The 16,252-nt window shown below is 75.0% G+C and carries 14 protein-coding genes; 5 read left to right on the top strand and 9 right to left on the bottom strand.

Annotated elements, in window-relative coordinates; translation table 11 throughout:
- The first annotated feature begins 119 nt into the window (after window positions 1-119).
- Window positions 120-485, top strand: coding sequence for a PadR family transcriptional regulator (locus ABZV00_RS27730; RefSeq protein WP_355611203.1), 366 nt, complete (start codon window positions 120-122; stop codon window positions 483-485).
- On the top strand, window positions 482-1,459 hold the full coding sequence (locus tag ABZV00_RS27725; RefSeq protein ID WP_355611200.1) for a hypothetical protein: 978 nt from the start codon (window positions 482-484) through the stop codon (window positions 1,457-1,459). Before ABZV00_RS27730 ends, ABZV00_RS27725 begins: the two co-directional genes overlap by 4 nt.
- Before the next feature lie 51 nt (window positions 1,460-1,510).
- Here the strand turns inward: ABZV00_RS27725 and mptB (ABZV00_RS27720) are convergent, their stop codons facing one another.
- Together mptB (ABZV00_RS27720) and mptB (ABZV00_RS27715) are read right to left on the bottom strand one after the other, a co-directional pair.
- Complete coding sequence (gene mptB / locus ABZV00_RS27720; protein ID WP_355611210.1) at window positions 1,511-2,986, bottom strand: polyprenol phosphomannose-dependent alpha 1,6 mannosyltransferase MptB; 1,476 nt, start codon at window positions 2,984-2,986, stop codon at window positions 1,511-1,513.
- A gap of 59 nt (window positions 2,987-3,045) precedes the next feature.
- Entirely contained in the window at window positions 3,046-4,446 is a 1,401-nt protein-coding gene (gene mptB, locus ABZV00_RS27715; protein WP_355611199.1) for a polyprenol phosphomannose-dependent alpha 1,6 mannosyltransferase MptB, read from the bottom strand.
- A gap of 44 nt (window positions 4,447-4,490) precedes the next feature.
- Here mptB (ABZV00_RS27715) and ABZV00_RS27710 point away from each other — a divergent pair, with 44 nt between their 5' ends.
- Window positions 4,491-6,113, top strand: coding sequence for a hypothetical protein (locus ABZV00_RS27710; protein WP_355611197.1), 1,623 nt, complete (start codon window positions 4,491-4,493; stop codon window positions 6,111-6,113).
- Window positions 6,114-6,118: 5 nt separating this feature from the next.
- Here the strand turns inward: ABZV00_RS27710 and ABZV00_RS27705 are convergent, their stop codons facing one another.
- Together ABZV00_RS27705 and ABZV00_RS27700 are read right to left on the bottom strand one after the other, a co-directional pair.
- The gene (locus ABZV00_RS27705; protein WP_355611194.1) at window positions 6,119-9,184 is read right to left on the bottom strand and encodes a bifunctional [glutamine synthetase] adenylyltransferase/[glutamine synthetase]-adenylyl-L-tyrosine phosphorylase; all 3,066 of its coding nucleotides are present in this window, start codon (window positions 9,182-9,184) and stop codon (window positions 6,119-6,121) included.
- Window positions 9,184-9,951: a type 1 glutamine amidotransferase gene (locus ABZV00_RS27700; RefSeq protein ID WP_328419006.1), complete on the bottom strand. Its 768-nt coding sequence runs from the start codon at window positions 9,949-9,951 to the stop codon at window positions 9,184-9,186. The genes ABZV00_RS27705 and ABZV00_RS27700 overlap by 1 nt, the downstream gene beginning before the upstream one ends.
- Before the next feature lie 122 nt (window positions 9,952-10,073).
- On the opposite strand from ABZV00_RS27700, the gene ABZV00_RS27695 reads away from it, so the two are divergent.
- A complete protein-coding gene (locus ABZV00_RS27695) occupies window positions 10,074-11,009 on the top strand; it encodes an LD-carboxypeptidase (protein WP_355611191.1) in 936 nt (311 codons plus the stop codon).
- A gap of 30 nt (window positions 11,010-11,039) precedes the next feature.
- On the opposite strand, the gene ABZV00_RS27690 is transcribed toward ABZV00_RS27695, so the two are convergent.
- Complete coding sequence (locus ABZV00_RS27690; RefSeq protein ID WP_355611188.1) at window positions 11,040-11,924, bottom strand: virginiamycin B lyase; 885 nt, start codon at window positions 11,922-11,924, stop codon at window positions 11,040-11,042.
- A gap of 229 nt (window positions 11,925-12,153) precedes the next feature.
- Here ABZV00_RS27690 and ABZV00_RS27685 point away from each other — a divergent pair, with 229 nt between their 5' ends.
- Window positions 12,154-12,693, top strand: a complete 540-nt coding sequence (locus tag ABZV00_RS27685) for a hypothetical protein (RefSeq protein WP_355611185.1) — start codon at window positions 12,154-12,156, stop codon at window positions 12,691-12,693.
- Between the two features lie 122 nt (window positions 12,694-12,815).
- Here ABZV00_RS27685 and ABZV00_RS27680 read toward each other — a convergent pair whose 3' ends face one another.
- The 4 genes from ABZV00_RS27680 to glnA all read right to left on the bottom strand — a co-directional run bounded on the left by ABZV00_RS27680 (window position 12,816) and on the right by glnA (window position 15,915).
- Window positions 12,816-13,199 (bottom strand): VOC family protein, encoded by a 384-nt coding sequence (locus ABZV00_RS27680; protein WP_355611182.1) that lies wholly within the window; start codon window positions 13,197-13,199, stop codon window positions 12,816-12,818.
- Window positions 13,200-13,323: 124 nt separating this feature from the next.
- The gene (locus ABZV00_RS27675) at window positions 13,324-14,016 is read right to left on the bottom strand and encodes a YafY family protein (protein WP_355611179.1); all 693 of its coding nucleotides are present in this window, start codon (window positions 14,014-14,016) and stop codon (window positions 13,324-13,326) included.
- Window positions 14,017-14,052: 36 nt separating this feature from the next.
- Window positions 14,053-14,478: a DUF350 domain-containing protein gene (locus ABZV00_RS27670; protein WP_355611176.1), complete on the bottom strand. Its 426-nt coding sequence runs from the start codon at window positions 14,476-14,478 to the stop codon at window positions 14,053-14,055.
- A gap of 87 nt (window positions 14,479-14,565) precedes the next feature.
- Complete coding sequence (gene glnA, locus ABZV00_RS27665; protein WP_328419013.1) at window positions 14,566-15,915, bottom strand: type I glutamate--ammonia ligase; 1,350 nt, start codon at window positions 15,913-15,915, stop codon at window positions 14,566-14,568.
- Between the last annotated feature and the right edge of the window lie 337 nt (window positions 15,916-16,252).

Raw genomic sequence — 16,252 nt, 5'->3', positions numbered from 1 at the left:
GGCCTCCCTTTGCTGACTACTCTCCCCATCACCTCCCGGCCGGGCTCCGCGATCGCGGAGCCGGGCCGGCTGCTTTATAACGCCCCCCGATATACCTTCGTCTCCGATATATTGAGGCGGTGGACACACCGCTGCGCGAACCCACCTTCCTGATCCTCACCGCGCTCGCCGTCGAACCAATGCACGGCTACGGGCTGATCGGCGAGGTCGCCGCCCTCTCCGACCACCGCGTATCCCTCCGCCCCGGGACGCTCTACGGGGCGCTCGACCGGCTGGTCGACGCCGGCCTCGTCGAGGTCGACCGGGAGGAGGTGGTGGACGGCCGGCTGCGCCGCTACTACCGGCTCTCCCCCGCTGGCGACGCGACCCTGAGCGCCGAGACCGAGCGGCTACGTCGCAACGTCGAGGCCGCGACCGCCCGGCTGGCCGAGCGGGCTCGCACTGCCCGGCCGACCACCCCACGCGTGGCCGGAGGGTTGGCATGACCGATCTTGAGCGCCGTTACCTGCGACTGCTGTCCGCATACCCCGCCGACTACCGGCGCGCCCGTGGCGCCGAGATCGTCGGCACCTACCTGGACCTGGCCGCACCAGGTCGACGTTGGCCCTCGCCCGCGGACGCCGTCGACGTCCTGCGCGGCGGGCTCCGCCAGCGGGTGCGCGCCGCGGGCGCGGCCGACCTGGTGCCGGGCGTACGCCTCGCGGCCGTCCTGGCCCTCCTGGCCGCCACTTCGCTCGCCGGGGTCTGGACGGTGCTGGAGCTACGCCCCCCACCGCCCGAGTTCGGCGATCCAGCCGCCGGGCCGTTCGTCTCGCTCGGCATCGTGGCATGGACCGCCTGGGGGCTCGCCGCGCTGGTGCATGCCCTGGCACCCGCTCGGTGGACCCGGCGCACCGTCGCGCTCGCGGTGCTCCTCACGCTCGCACTCGTCCCCGCCGCCGCACTCACCGGCCTGCCGCGCCCGCCACTGTTCGTGCTGCTACCGCAGGTCGGGTTGGGCCTGGTCGCGCTCGGCGCACCCGACGGGCTGCCGGCGCCGCTGCGAGCGATGCCGCTGGTGGCCGCCATCGGCGCCAACCTCGCGGGGACGAATCTGTTGCACCGGCATGTGTTTGCCGGGAGCTACTACACCTGGACGGTAGTCCCGGTCCTGCCGAGCGCCGCCGTGGTGGTGCTCGGCGTGGTGGTGCTGCTCGGCGTGGGGCTGGCGCTGCGCGGCGACCACCGGGGCGGCTGGGCCGTCCTGATCCTGCTCACCCCGGTGTGCCTGCTGGCCCTGCAACCGCTGGCTGGGGCGGCGGACGGCATGCCGAGTGCGTTCAGCCCGAGCTGGACGGCGCTAGCCGCGACGGCTGTCCTGGTCGCACTGGTCGGCCCCGCACTGCTGCCGCTGGCGCTCGCCCTGCGCACCCGCTGGACCCGGCTGGCCCGGCCCCACCCCGGCCGCCTCCCCTGGTGATCATGAGGTTGGCGGCCCTTTCAGAGATCGACAGCGCCGCCAACCTCATGATCAGCGCGGCCGGGGATGCCTGCGCGGTCGGGGATGCCTGCGCAGGAGGGTCAGGGTCACGGCCAGGAACAGGGCGGTCATCGCCACGGCGCCGGGGGCCTTCGTGAAGCGGGCCAGGTTGGTGCCGTCGGGCAGGGCGAGAAAGGCCGTCACCGCGGCCGGCAGCACGAACCACGTTGTCCGGCTGGAGGTGAGCGCGAGCAGCGCCAGCGGCCAGGTCGCGTACCAGGGGTGGAAGACCGGGGACAGGACGACGGTGGCGACCAGCGCCAGCGCTGCGCCACGCAGCGCCACCCGGGGTCGTGTCACCTCGGCCTGGGTGACCCGCTGGCCGACGCCGTTCACGTCGCGCAGCGCCCGCCAGGCCCGCCACCAGAGCCCCACCAGCACCCCGGCAAGCACCAGCAGCGCGACGGCCCGGACCACCGGCACCGCGTCCGGGTCACGGCCGATCAGCGCGCCGGCGTAGTCCACGACCAGGCCGACCGCGGTGGGCGGGGACGTCCACTGCTCGGAGTCCCCGCTGCGGGTCAGACCACCCACCCAGCCGAACCCGAGACCGGACAGCGCCGAGGTGACCAGCAGCACGCCCAGCAGCCCACCGGCCAGCCAGCCGCCGTCGCGCAGCAGCGCCCGTACGGTGTACCGGCCGTGCACGCCGGCCAGCGCGGCGAACGGCACCACCACCACGGCGCTGGCCTTCACCGTGACCGCCAGCCCGAGCAGTGCCCCGGCGAGCAGCAGCGCCGCGGGCCGCCGCGGCCGGCGGACCACCACCAGCAGCCCGCACAGCAGCAGGCCCAGCATCACGGCATCGTTGTGCGCCCCGGCCACCAGGTGCACCCCGACCAGCGGGGCGGCCAGGGCCAACCAGGCTGCCCGTCGGGTCGGCACCCCCGCCGCCCGGGCCAGCCCGGGCAGGCAGAGCGCGGCCAGCAGCAGCCCCGCCACGGCGATCACCCGCAGCAGCACGACCGTGCCGGTGAGCCCACCGCCGAGTTCGACCGCGAGCGCCGCGAGCAGGACGAAGACCGGCCCGTACGGAGCCGGCGTGTCCCGCCAGATCGGTGCCACCGCGTCCAGCCACGGGCAACCCGCCGCCGCCACCCCCACCGCGTACGGGTCGACGCCGTGCGCGTACGTCCAGCCCTGGCAGGCGTACGAGTAGACGTCCCGGCTGCCCACCGGCGGCGCGATGAGCAGCGGCAACGCCCAGAGCCCGGCGGTGACGTACGCCCACCGGGTCGACGGGGCACCTTCGCGCAGTGACCACCACGCGCCGACCAGCAGCGCGGTGCCGACGAGCCAGCAGGTCAGCGTCGCCGGCCCGTCCGGGGACCGCCAGATCGACACCGGTGTCGCGCCGAGCGGGGCGTCGGGCCGCGCCCCGCCGAGGTACCCGGCCACGGTGAGCAGGACCGCGCCGGCCAGGCCGGCGTACCGGGCGGCGCCCGTCGCCAGCGGGCTCGGTGCCACGAAGAGATCGCGGGGTGGGGCGGGCGTGGCACCGGGATCGGTCACCGGCGCACCTTCCCTCAGTCGGCGGCGACCGGCTCGCGGGCCGCCCGAGCCGACCGTACCAACCGGATGACCAGCACGATCACCAACAGCGTCATCAGCGGAGCCCCGACCGACTTGGTGAACCGGGGCAGCCCGGTGCCGTCCGGCAGCACCAGGAACGACGAGACCAGGGCGACCACGATGAACCATCCGGTCCGCCGGGCGGTCGCCGCCAGCACGGCCAGCGGCCAGATCCAGTACCAGGGGTGGAACAGCGGCGCCAGGGCCACCGTGGCGGCCAGCGCCAGGCCGGCGTGCCACAGCGGCTCCCGGGTGCGGGCCCGCCACCAGAGCCAGACCAGCAGCACCGCCAGCACCGCCATGCCGATGGCCCGGGTAACCGGCAGCGCGTCGATGTGCCCGCCGAACGGCACCGCCAGGTAGCCGACGGTCTGCCCGACGGCGGTGGACGGCGACGTCCAGGCGATCACGTCGCCGCCGCGGGCGAGCCCGCTGACCCAGCCGAAGTCCAGCCCGGCGGCGAAGGTCACCCCGACCACGCCGGCGACCGCGCCGCCGACCACCCACCCGCCGTGCCGGATCAGCGCCCGGATCGAGTACCCGCCGACGATCGCGGCCAGCGCGGCGAACGGCACCACGACCATCGCGGTCACCTTGATCGCGGCGGCGAGTCCGAGTAGCGCGCCACCGGCGAGCAGCGGGCCGGGGCGGCCCGGCCGGGAGGCCACCACCGCCAGCCCGGCGACCAGCAGGCCGACCATCAGGGCGTCGTTGTGCGCGCCGGAGACCAGGTGCACGGCGACCAGCGGGCAGGCCAGCGCCAGCCAGACCGCCCGACCGGCCGGTACGCCGGCTCGCCGGGCCAGCACCGGCAGGCTGACCGCGGTGAGCGCGACCCCGGCCACCGCGATCAGCCGGAAGGCCACGATCGCGGCGGTGAGCGATCCGGTGGCCTTGATCACCGCGCCGGAGAGCACCACGAACAGCGGCCCGTACGGCGCCGGGGTGTCCCGCCAGATGTAGGAGATGGTGTCCAGCCAGGGGCAGGGCAGGGCCGATACTCCCTGCTCGTACGGGTTGATCCCGGCGGCGTAGCTGGCGCCCTGGCAGGCGTACGCGTAGACGTCGCGGCTCGCCAGCGGCGGCGCGATGAGCAGCGGCAACAGCCAGAGCCCGACGGTGACCAGCGCCCAGCGGGTCGACGGCACCGTGTCGCGCAGCGCCCACCAGGCGCCGGCCATCAGCGCGGTGCCGACCAGCCAGAGGGCGATGACCAGCGGCCCGTCCGGCCCCTGCCAGATGCTGACCGGGGTGGCGCGCAGGGGTGAGCCGGGCAGGGCGCCGCCGAGGAACGCGGCGACGGCGAGCAGCGCCGAGCCCGCCAGTCCGGTCCAACGCGCGAGGTGGTGAGGCACGCCGGACATGCTGCCAGTACGGTGGTCGCGGTACGGAGGTGGGCATGCGGCGCAGTCGGGTGGTGGCGGTGGCCACCGGTGCCGCCGCCGTGCTCGGCGCGATCTGGCTGGCCCTGCCACTGATGGGCTCGGACCTCGCCGCGCAGGTGGCTCGCGCGGACTTCTTCGCCGCCCACGGCCCCACCCCGGTGGACCTGCGCTGGTACGGCGGGGTGCAGCAGTTCGGCTACAGCCTGCTGTCCCAGCCGGTGATGGCGCTGCTCGGCGTACGGGTGACCGGCGCGCTGGCCCTGCTGGCGTCGGCCGCCTCGCTGGCCGCGCTGCTGGTCCGCACCGGGGTACCCCGGCCGCTGCTGGGCAGCCTGGTCGGGGTGGTCACGCTGACCGGCAACCTGGTCTCCGGCCGGGTCACCTACGCCCTCGGCGTGGCGTTCGGGCTGGCCGCGCTGCTCGCGCTCACCCGAGGCGTACCCCCTGGCCGGCGGCTTTCGCCCGGGTGGCGCCTCGGGTTCGCCGCGGCCGGGGCGCTGCTGGCCTCCGCGACCAGCCCGGTGGCCGGCCTCTTCGTCGGCCTCGCCGGCGCCGCGCTGCTGCTCAACCGCCGGTACGCCGAGGGCCTGGCGCTCGGGATCGCGGCTGCCGTGCCGCTGGCCGCGACCGCGCTGCTCTTCGGTGACGGCGGCTGGATGAACATCAGCGACACCGACGCGCTGCGCGCGGTGCTGACCAGCCTGGTGGTGGCCGCGCTGGTCGCGCACCGGCCGGTGCGGGTCGGCGCGCTGCTCTCCGCCGCCGGGGTGCTCGCCGCCGCCCTGGTGCACACCCCGGTGGGGTTGAACGCGACCCGGCTGGCGGTGATGTTCGCGCTGCCGGTGCTGGCCGCCGCCGCCCGCCCGCCGGCCTGGCTCACCACCCGGCTGGCCCGCCGGTCCGCCGCCCGGACCACGCCGTCCGGTGGCACGCGGCGGGCCCGGCTGCTCGGCGCGGTCGGCCTGGCCGCGCTGCTGGTGGCGGTCTGCGCCTGGCAGCCGCCGGTGGTCACCGCCGACCTGCGCAGCATCAGCGACCCGACCAGCGCGCCGGGCTACCACGCGCCGCTGCGCGCGTTCCTGGCCGGGCAGCAGCTCACCGGCCGGGTCGAGGTGCCACCGACCCGCAACTACTGGGAGGCGGCCCGGCTGGGCGAGGTGCCGCTGGCCCGGGGCTGGCTCCGGCAGGCCGACATCGACCGCAACCCGCTGTTCTTCAGCACCGTGCCCGGGGCGGCCGGCACCGGCGTAGCGCTGACTCCGGCGAGCTACCGGGCCTGGCTGGCGGAGAACGCCGTGCAGTACGTGGCGCTGCCGGACGCCCCGCTGTCCTGGGTGGGGCGGGCCGAGGCGGACCTGGTCGAGGGCGGGTTGCCGTACCTGACGCCGGTCTGGTCGGGCCCGCACTGGCGGGTCTGGGCGGTGGCCGATCCGACGCCACTGGTCGCCGCCCCCGCCGAACTGGTCCGCGTCGACGGCGCGGCGGTGACCTTCCGCGCCCCGACCGCCGGGCCGGTGGCGATCCGGGTGCGGCACAGTCGATGGTTGGCCGCGTCCGGTGGTGCCACGGTCGCCGCCGCCGGGGACTGGACCACCGTCACCGTCCCCCGCCCCGGCGAGTACACCGTCGGCAGCTGACGCCCCTACATCTCCAGCACGCGCTGGGCGGCGGCGCGGGAGCGGCGGCCGGTACGCAGGTACTCGTCGAGGAACTCCCCCGGGTCGTCCCGGCCGAGCAGCCGGACCACCCCGGCCAGCTCCACCCCGTGCCGGGGCAACTGGTCGCCGGCCCGGCCCCGGACCAGCATCAACGCGTTGCGGACCTGCGCGGCCAGGGACCAGCCGGCGGCCATCTCCGCGGCATCCGCGGCCTCGACCAGGCCGGCCTCGGCGGCGGCCGCGAGTGCGTCGAGGGTACGCGTGCCGCGCAGCGCCGGGACCGCGCCGGCGTGCCGGAGCTGGACGAGCTGCACCGCCCACTCCACATCCGCCAGCCCACCGCGGCCCAGCTTGGTGTGGGTGGCCGGGTCGGCGCCGCGAGGCAGCCGCTCGGTCTCCACCCGGGCCTTGATCCGACGGATCTCGACGATCTGCTCGCGGGAGAGCCCGTCGGCCGGGTAGCGCACCGGATCGATCATCGCCTCGAACTCGGCGCCCAGGTCGGCGTCGCCGCAGACGAAGCGGGCGCGCAGCAGCGCCTGCGCCTCCCACACCCGCGACCAGCGGGCGTAGTACTGCGCGTACGCGGCGAGGCTGCGCACCAGGGGACCCTGCCGGCCCTCCGGGCGCAGGTCGGCGTCGACGCCGAGCGGCGGGTCGGGCGCGGGCACGCCGAGCAGCCGGCGCAGTTCCTCGGCGATCGCGTGCGCGGCGGCGCTGGCTGCGCTCTCGCTGCTTCCGGCGGGCGGGTCGTAGACGAACAGGACGTCGGCGTCGGACAGGTAGTTCGACTCGTACCCGCCGAGCCGGCCCATGCCGATCACCGCGAACCGCAGCCCGGGCGGCGCCGGCTGGCTGGCCCGGGCGGCCCGCAGCGCGGCGGCCAGGGTTGCGTCGGTGACGTCGGCGAGCGCCGCGCCGACGCCGGTGATGTCGCCCAGCCCGGGCGCTCTCCGGGTGCCGCCGTCGGAGCGGGTGGGGGTGGGTGCGAGCGAGCCGGCCCGGCAGAGCAGGTCGGCGCAGGCCACCCGGACCAGCTCTCGGCGGCGCAGCGCGCGTACCGCCCGGGTGGCCTCGACGGGGTCGGCGTGCCGGCCCGCCGCCGCGAGGAATCCCTCCCGGAGCACCTCGGGTGAACGCGGCACCAGCTCGTTCTCCTCGGCCAGCAGCCGCAGCGCCTCCGGGTCCCGGGCGAGCAGGTCGGCGACGTACCGGGAGAGGGCGAGGACCCGGGCCAGCCGCCGGGCGACCGGGCCGCCGTCGCGCAGCAGCCGCAGGTACCAGGGGGTGCTGCCCAGCTTGTCGGAGACCTTCCGGTAGTTGAGCAGCCCCCGGTCCGGCTCCGGCGCGTCGGCGAACTCGCTGAGCAGCACCGGCAGCAGGGTCCGCTGGATGGCCGCGGTACGGCTCACCCCGCCGGTGAGGGCCTGGAGGTGGCGCAGCGCCCCGGCCGGGTCGGCGAAGCCGAGGATCTCCAGCCGGTGCCGGGCCGCCTCCGGGGTGAGCCGCAACCCGTCGGCGGGCACCCGGGCCACCGACTCCAGCAGCGGCCGGTAGAGCAGCTTGGCGTGCAGCCGGCGTACCTCGGCGGAGTGGGTGACCCACTCGGCCCGGAAGCTCTCCACGGCGCTGCGCCCCGGCGCGGCCGTGAAGCCCAGCGCGGCGGCGAGCCAGCGCAGCGCGGCCGGCTCGGTGGGCACGGTGTGCGTCCGGCGCAGGCCCTGCAACTGGAGCCGGTGCTCGACGCTGCGCAGGAAGCGGTAGCCGCGCAGCAGCGCCTCGCCGTCGGCGCGGCCGACGTAGCCGCCCGCGACCAGCGCGCGCAGCGCCGGAATGGTGCCGGGTGCCCGCAGCGTCTCGTCGCCACGGCCGTGCACCAGTTGCAGCAGCTGGACGGCGAACTCGATGTCGCGCAGACCGCCGGGGCCGCGCTTGATCTCGCGCTCCAGCTCCTTCGGCGGGATGTGGTCGATGATCCGGCGCCGCATCGCGCGGACGTCCTCGACGGCCTCGGGTCGTTCGGCCGCCCGCCAGACCAGCGGCGCGAGCTGGTCGATCCACTCCTGCGCCAGCGGCAGGTCTCCGGCGGCCGGGCGGGCCTTGAGCAGCGCCTGGAACTCCCAGGTGCGCGCCCACCGCCGGTAGTAGGCCAGGTGACTGGCGAGGGTCCGCACCAGCGGGCCCCGGTTGCCCTCGGGGCGCAGCGCGGCATCCACCGGCCACGCGACGAGCCCGCAGATGTGGATGAGCCGGGTCGCCACCGTCGTGCCGGCGGCCAGGTCGGCGTCCTCGGCGCCCACGAAGATCACGTCCACGTCGGAGACGTAGTTCAGCTCGCCGCCGCCGCACTTGCCCATCGCCACCACGGCCAGCCGGGGACGCGCGGTGCCGGTCGGAAGCTCCGAGACGGCGACCTCGTACGCCGCGGCCAGCGTCGCGTCGGCCAGCGCGGAGAGCGCCGCCATGGTCTGCTCCAGGCCGCGCCCGCCGGTCAGGTCCGCCGCCGCGATCCGCAACAGGGCCAGCCGGTACGCGCTTCGCAGCACCGCCACCGGGTTGCCGTCGCCGGCCGGCTCCAGCCGACCCTCAGCGGTCGGCGCGAGCCCGTCCGGGGCGGTGCGCAGCGCGGCGCAGTGCTCGGGGTGGGCCACCAGGTGGTCGCCGAGCGCCGACGAGGCGCCGAGCACCGCGATCAGCCGCCGCCGCAACCCGGGGTCGGCGTGCAGCTCCGCCAGCAGCGGCGACCGGGCCAGGGCGTCGCTCTCGGCGGTCACCGCGGTGGTCGCACCCGGTCCGGTGCCGCCGTTCGCGCGGCGTTCGGCCTCCACGATGCGGTGCAGCTGACGCAGCGCCAGGTCGGGGTCGGCAGCTCGGGACAGCGCCGCCAGCAACTCCGTGGCCAACTCGTCGACCGGCTCCTGCTCGACCGGCCGCCACAGCCGCAGGCCGTCCGGGCCGAGCAGGTCGGCGGCGCGCGCCCCACCGTCGCCCTCGGCGGTGCCGAAGCCGTACCGGGCGAGCCGGCCCGGCGCCCTGGTCGGCCGGCTCATCAGTGCCCGAGCAGCGGCAGGCCACGCCGCGTCGTGCTGTCGTCCAACTCGCCGAGCGCCAGCGCGGCGAACCGCGCGGCGAACGGTTGCCAGACCTCCTCGACGTCCGCCATCACCGAGGCGCAGGCCGCGACCACCAGCTCCGGGTCGTAGCCCAGGTCGGCGAGGAGGGTCGAGTCGGCGGCCCAGTCGGCGATCATCGCGGTGTCGCACTCGATGTGGAACTGCAGCCCCCAGGCCCGGTCGCCGAGCCGGAAAGCCTGGTTCGGGTAGCGGGTGGAGGCGGCCAGCAGGGTGGCACCCCGAGGCAGCTCGGTGATCTCGTCGGAGTGCCACTGGAGCACGTCCGGAATCAGCGGCACGTACCGGAACAGCGGATCGTCTCCGGCGGCGTCCCGCTTGCCGACCACGCCGGGGCCGACCTCCGGCCCGGACGGGCTGCGTTCGACCAGCCCGGCGTGCGCGGTGGCGAGCAGTTGCGCGCCCAGGCACACGGCCAGGGTCGGCACCCGGTACCGGACCGCCTTGCGGAGCAGCCCTTCCACCGCGGGGAACCAGGGTGCGCCGGGCGAGCCGTCCGGCAGCGGGTACGCCTGCTGGTCGCCGCCGAGCACCACCAACGCCGCGTACCCCTCCAGGTCGGCGGGGAGCTCGTCGCCGGCGTGCGGGCGGACCACCCACAGCTCCAGCCCTGCCTCGGTCAGCCACTCACCCAGTCGGCGCGGGTCGTCCGTCGGGTCGTTCTCGATCACCAGCGCAGTTGCCACTCGTCGAGGCTAGCCGGTGCGCCACGCGGCGCCACGCCCCGCCACGGTCCCGCACCGTGCGCCGCCGGGCGCCGCCGACGTGCGCGGCCCTCCGGACGGCGGGGTCGTTAGGCTCTGCGGTTGTGATCAGCGAGGACCGTGCCGCCGTCCGCCCGCCCGTGCTGCGCCCGGGTGACACGGTGCTGCTGGTGTCGCCGTCCGGGCCCACCTCCCCGGAACGGGTGGCGCGCGGGATGGAGCTGCTCACCGGCTGGGGCCTGCGGCCCGTGCCGGCGCCGAACGCGTACGCCCGGCAGGGCTACCTGGCCGGCGCGGACGAGCTGCGCGCCGCCGACCTGAACGCGGCGTTCGCCGACCCCCAGGTGCGCGGGGTCATCTGCACGCGCGGCGGGTACGGCGTCCAGCGGGTGGTGGACGCCATCGACATGGCCGCCGTCCGCCGCGACCCGAAGGTGGTGGCCGGCTTCTCCGACATCACCGCGCTGCAGTTCGCGCTCTGGCGGGGTGCCCGGTTGGCCGGCGTGCACGGCCCGGGAGCGGCCTGGCGGGACGAGCGCACCCCGCTGCGCTCGGCCGAGTCGCTGCACGCCGCGCTGATGACGACCGAGCCGGTGACGGTCGCCGCCGTACCCGGCGAGGAGACCTTTCCGGTACGCGTACCGGGCCGCACCACCGGCACCCTGCTCGGCGGCAACCTGTGCATGATCGCCGCGTCGATCGGCACGCCGGACCTGCCCGACCTGACCGGAGCGGTGCTGCTGGTCGAGGACGTGCAGGAGCCCCCGTACAAGGTCGACCGGATGCTCACCCAGCTGCGCCGGGCCGGCGCGCTGGACGGCCTGGCCGGGGTCGCGGTCGGGCAGTTCACCGACTGCGCCGACGGCTGGGAGACCACGATCGCCGACGTGCTCACCGAACGCCTCGGCGTCCTCGGCGTACCGGTGCTCGGCGGGCTGCCGATCGGCCACGGCCCCGGCCAGCTCACCGTCCCCGTCGGCACCCCGGCCACCCTCGACACCGACGCCGGCACCCTCACCGTCTCCCCCGCCGTCGTCTGACTTCCCTGGTCCCCGTGGCCGGCGACGTGCTCAGGGGGTGAGGCAGGCCAGGCGGCCGATTTCCAGGGCGGCGTGGACTGTGCCGTCGGACGCGACCGTCAGGCCATGCGGCTCGGAGTTCGGGGTGGGCAGCTCGTAGGTGTCGACCCGGCCGGTCGGGTCGACGTGGCCGATCCGGTTGCCGGCCCATTCGGTGAACCAGGCGCCGCCGGCCGGATCGGCGACGATGGCGTGCGGCCGGGCCGTCCGGTCCGGCAGCGGGTACTCCTCGATCCGGCCGTCCGGGGTGATCCGGCCGACCTGACCGGCGGCGATCTCCACGAACCAGAGCGCCCCGTCCACGCCCGCGGTGATACCGACCGGCGCGGCACCCTCGGTGGGCAGCGGATGCACACGCACCACCCCGTCCATGCCAACCCGGGCGATCGCGTTCGCCTGGTTGAGCGTGCACCAGACGGCGTCGTCCGGCCCGGCCGCCACCATCGAGGCGAACGCGCCGGAGACCGGTAGCCGCACCTCGGTGACCACGCCGTCGGTGCTCACCCGGCCGACGGTGTCGGAGCTCATGCCGGCGTACCAGAGGGCGCCGTCCGGGCCCGCGGCGATGCCGCACGGGCCGGTGCCGGCCGGCAGAACGACCTCGCTCTGGTCGCCGTCGGTCGTGATCCGGCCGATCCGGTCGTCCCCGGAACGGGTGAACCAGAGGGCACCGTCCGGGCCGGGCGTGACGATCAACGGCCGGCTACCCGGACCGCCGGCCGGCCAGCGGCGCACCGAACCGTCCGCGGCCACTCGGGCGAGCGCGCCAGCGTGGACCAGGGTCAGCCAGAGCGCCCCGTCGGGGCCGGTCGTGATGCCGTACGGCCCGGCCTGCGGATCGCTGAGCGGGATTTCCCGGATCACGGTGGATGTCACGAGAGCTGCCTTCCGTCGATGGATTTCCGGTCGACCGGCCCGCGTGGCTCGGCCAGCCGGGCACGGCGAGCAATCACCTTTGCCCACCGGCCGTACCGGGGCAACAGGTTTGTCCCATTTCCCTGGCCGAATTGCCAGCCTGCGGACAGGTTCGCCACGGGTTGCACCCAGCCCAGCCGGTCACGGTCGGTAACGACATCGCAACACCACCGAGCACCTGGAGGAGAGCATGTCCCGCACCATCCGCAAGAAGCACCTGCTGGCCGGCCTGGCCACCGCTGGCGTCCTCGGCGTGGGCATCGCAGCCCCGACGATGGCGTTCGCCGCGGACGCCGGCACGCCGACCCCGAGCGCCAGCAGCACCGCCGAGAAGCCGGAGTCGAAGGCCGACCGGCAGGGCGAGTTCGCCGAGGCGCTCGCCAAGGAGCTGGGCGTCTCCACCGACAAGGTGACCGCCGCGCTGGAGAAGGTCCGCGAGCAGAAGGACGCCGACCGTCCGGAGCGGCCGGAGCGGCCGTCCACCGAGGACCGCCAGGCCGCGCTCAAGGAGCGCCTGGACCAGGCGGTCGAGGACGGCAAGCTCACCCAGGAGCAGGCCGACGCGATCACCAAGGCCGTCGAGGCCGGCGTCTTCCCCGGTGGCGACGGTCACCGCGGACCGGGCGGTCACGGCGGACCGGGTAACGGCGGCCCTGGTGGCAACGGCGGGCCTGGCGGCACCGACGGCCCCGAGGGCACCGACAACCCCGAGGGCACGACCGGCAAGTGATCGGCGGCGGCGCCGCCCCGACATCGGGCGGCGCCGCCCCAGCCGGACCAGTTGCGGTGGCATGGCGGTGTCCGGGTTACCCGGACACCGCCATTACGCCGAACCGGCGCCGGTCCCGACTGTCAGGAGCCGGCGGGCACCGGCGGGGGCGTGAAGACCCCGACGTGGTTGCCGGCCGGGTCGAGCAGGTGGGCGAAGGTGAGCCCGTTGTCGTTCACCTTCACCGGCACCAGCACCTTGCCGCCGGCCGCCTCGGCCCGCTGGCAGGTCCCCGCCACGTCGTTCACCTGCACATAGAAGATCGCGTAGTTCGGCCCCTGCCCGCCGGTGCCCCGAATCGCGCCGCCGATCCCCTCGCCGGCACCACCCTCGGTCGTCCGGTACGACGCGCCGCCGGCGCCCTCCTCGGTGAAGCTCCACCCGAACAGGTCGCCGTAGAACCGCTGCGCCACGTCTGGCCGATCCGTGCCGATCTCGAACCAGGTCACCCCGCTGCTGGTGGTCATGTCTGGCCTCTCGTTTCCGCGCGCCGGCCGGTAGGCGACGCCGTCAGGAGTCAGCCTCGACCCCGCCCGCGACACCGTCCTGTCGGTGTTTCCCCGGCAGTGCGGACAGATCCACCACCAGTTTTCAGACCAGGCTCAGCGCCCGGACCCGCTCGCGCGGGATGTCCAGGTCGGCCGGGCGCAACTCCCGGGCCACCACCTCGGACAACACCCGGACACTCCGGATCCGGTCGGTGCGGAAGCAGCGCAGCTCATCGCGCAGCCGACACCAGGCGAGCAGATACCAGTGTCGGGGGTTGCCCAGGTAGCCGAGCGGCTCGACGTCGCGTACCGAATCGGCGCCGTCCCGGTCGGCGTACCGGATGCGCAGCACCCGCCGCGCGACGACCGCGTCGGCGACGATGGCCGGGACGGGCGTGGCCGGCCCGTCGCCGATCAGGTGCACCCGGCCGGCGAGCCGGTGCGCCTCGGCCGCGTCGGCGGCCGGCAGCACCGCCACCAGCTTGCGCAGCGCGGTGGCGCCCGGCGCGGCGAACGGCGTGCCGGCGAGCCGGTGCAGCGCGACGGCCATGGCCACCGCCTCGCCGGGCGTCAGGTTGACCGGGGGCAGGGTGCGGGCGCGGTCCACCACGTAGCCCCCGGTGCGCCCAGGCTCGGCCCAGATCGGCACCCCGGCCTCCTGCAACGCGCCGATGTCGCGCTCGATGGTCCGGCTGCTGACCTCGAAGCGCGCGGCCAGCCAGCGGGCGCTGCGCGGGCGTGGCGAGACCGCGCGCAGCTCCTCGACCAGGGCGTAGAGGCGGTCCGTGCGGTTCATGCCCCGCACGCTACGGACGGGGTACGACGACCGCGCTCAGGCGATGCAGGCGCAGACGATCAGCGCCGCTCCAAAATGGGTGGCGGCGCTGACCCGGGCCGCCGGATGCGGGTCGTCCGAGCAGATGATCTCGCCAAGCTTGCCCGGGGTGAGCAGATCGAGCACGAAGAAGGCCAGCGCCATGATGGCCAGCCCGACGAACCCGAACACCACGGTGGAGGCGAGCCCCTTGCCGAAGTCGCTGTAGCTGGTGAGGATCGCGGTGAAGACAATCCCGGCGATACCGAGCTGGTTGGCGGCCAGCAGCAGCCCCGCGTTGGCGTTGCGGCGTACCCAGATCAGCTCCCGCAGCCGCCCCGGTGTGAGCAGGTCGACCAGCACGAAGCCGGCCGCCATCAGCCCTACGCCGACGATCCCGAACACGACGCTCTGCCAGGCACCGCTGAGCAGATCCTCCAGCACCGACTGCCTCCCGAATCTCCGCCCGGAGGGGTACCGGCGCGGTGATCGAGACGATAGCGGCAGCACGCAACCGCGTCAGCCCCGCGGTTACAGCGCCAGGTAGCGCTGCCGCTCGTACGGGGTGACCTCGCGGCGGTACTGCTCCCACTCGGCCCGCTTGTTGCGCAGGAAGAAGTCGAAGACGTGCTCGCCGAGCACCTCGGCGACCAGTTCGGACCCGGCCATCACGTCGATCGCCTCGGCGAGGTTCTCCGGCAGAGCTTCGTACCCCATCGCGCGCCGCTCGGCGCTGGTCAGCGACCAGACGTCGTCCTCGGCGCCCGGCGGCAGCTCGTAGCCCTCCTCGATGCCCTTCAGGCCGGCGCCGAGCAGCACCGCGAAGGCGAGGTACGGATTGGCCGCCGAGTCCAGCGAGCGGACCTCCACCCGGGCCGAGTTGGGCTTGCCGTACGCGGGCACCCGGACCAGCGCGGACCGGTTCAGGTGACCCCAGCAGACGTACGCCGGGCTCTCGGTGATCCGGTCGGGCAGTGCCTGCGGGAAGAGCCGCTTGTACGAGTTGACCCACTGGTTGGTGACCGCCGTGTACTCCCGCGCGTGCACCAGCAGGCCGGCGATGAAGGACTTCGCCACCTTGGAGAGCTTCATCGGGTCGCCGCCGTCGTGGAAGGCGTTGCGCTCCCCCTCGAACAGCGACAGGTGGGTGTGCATGCCGCTGCCCGGCTGGTCGGTGAACGGCTTCGGCATGAAGCTGGCCTGCACGCCGGTGGAGAGCGCCACCTCCTTGACCACGTGCCGGAAGGTCATGATGTTGTCGGCGGTGGTGAGCGCGTCGGCGTAGCGCAGGTCGATCTCCTGCTGGCCGGGGGCGACCTCGTGGTGGCTGAACTCCACCGAGATGCCGATCCGCTCCAGCGCCAGCACCCCTTGCCGGCGGAAGTCCCGGGCGACGGCGTGGGTGGTGTGCTCGAAGTAGCCGCCGGTGTCCACCGGGATGGGCACCGAGCCGTCCTGCGGGCCGTTTTCCAACAGGAAGAACTCGATCTCGGGGTGGGTGTAGAAGGTAAAGCCCTTCTCGGCGGCCTTGGACAGCGCGCGGCGCAGCACGTGCCGGGGATCCGCCCAGGATGGCCCGCCGTCGGGCAGCAGGATGTCGCAGAACATCCGGGCGCTCTCGCCGCTGACCCCGCCCTCGAACGGGAAGACCTGGAAGGTGGTCGGGTCGGGCATGGCCACCATGTCCGATTCGAAGACCCGGGCGAAGCCCTCGATCGCCGAGCCGTCGAAGCCGATGCCCTCCTCGAAGGCCGCCTCCAGCTCGGCGGGTGCCACCGAGACGCTCTTGAGCGTGCCCAGCACGTCGGTGAACCACAGCCGGACGAACCGGATGTCCCGCTCTTCCAGCGTACGGAGGACGAACTCCTGCTGACGGTCCACTTCCACCCCTCGCAACACCTGTTTGCCATCGCCTGCCGGGCCGGCCCGGCCTGACCGACCAGTCTTCATGTGCCTGGTTACGCCGACGTTACGCCAACGCCCGCCTGCCGTCCCGGCTGCCCGCCGCGGCAGCGGCCGGACCGGCGACGGTCCTGCTGTGGCGGTGGTCCTGCTGTGGCGGTGGTCCTGCTGTGGCGGTCGTCCTGCTGTGGCGGTCGTCCTGCTGCGGCGGCAGCGCCGCAGGTGCCCGCGGGCGGCGGCCCGGCCGCGAGCGCTGGCCCACCGGCGGTCGGCCGGCCCGGCGCGAGCGTGGCCGCCGTCTCCCGTTGGCATCGTG

It is taken from the genome of Micromonospora sp. NPDC005173 (genome assembly GCF_040608515.1).
Classification (GTDB): Bacteria; Actinomycetota; Actinomycetes; order Mycobacteriales; family Micromonosporaceae; genus Micromonospora.
The sequence above is the reverse complement of the archived record's forward strand: the minus strand, read 5'-3'. Positions and strand labels throughout refer to the sequence as shown.

Bases quoted from the DNA above. Each gene is read 5' to 3' on its own strand.
- ABZV00_RS27725 (WP_355611200.1), top strand. From the start codon at position 482: ATGACCGATCTTGAGCGCCGTTACCTGCGACTGCTGTCCGCATACCCC.
- ABZV00_RS27710 (WP_355611197.1), top strand. From the start codon at position 4,491: ATGCGGCGCAGTCGGGTGGTGGCGGTGGCCACCGGTGCCGCCGCCGTG.
- ABZV00_RS27705 (WP_355611194.1), bottom strand. From the start codon at position 9,184: ATGAGCCGGCCGACCAGGGCGCCGGGCCGGCTCGCCCGGTACGGCTTC.
- ABZV00_RS27685 (WP_355611185.1), top strand. From the start codon at position 12,154: ATGTCCCGCACCATCCGCAAGAAGCACCTGCTGGCCGGCCTGGCCACC.
- ABZV00_RS27680 (WP_355611182.1), bottom strand. From the start codon at position 13,199: ATGACCACCAGCAGCGGGGTGACCTGGTTCGAGATCGGCACGGATCGG.
- ABZV00_RS27675 (WP_355611179.1), bottom strand. From the start codon at position 14,016: ATGAACCGCACGGACCGCCTCTACGCCCTGGTCGAGGAGCTGCGCGCG.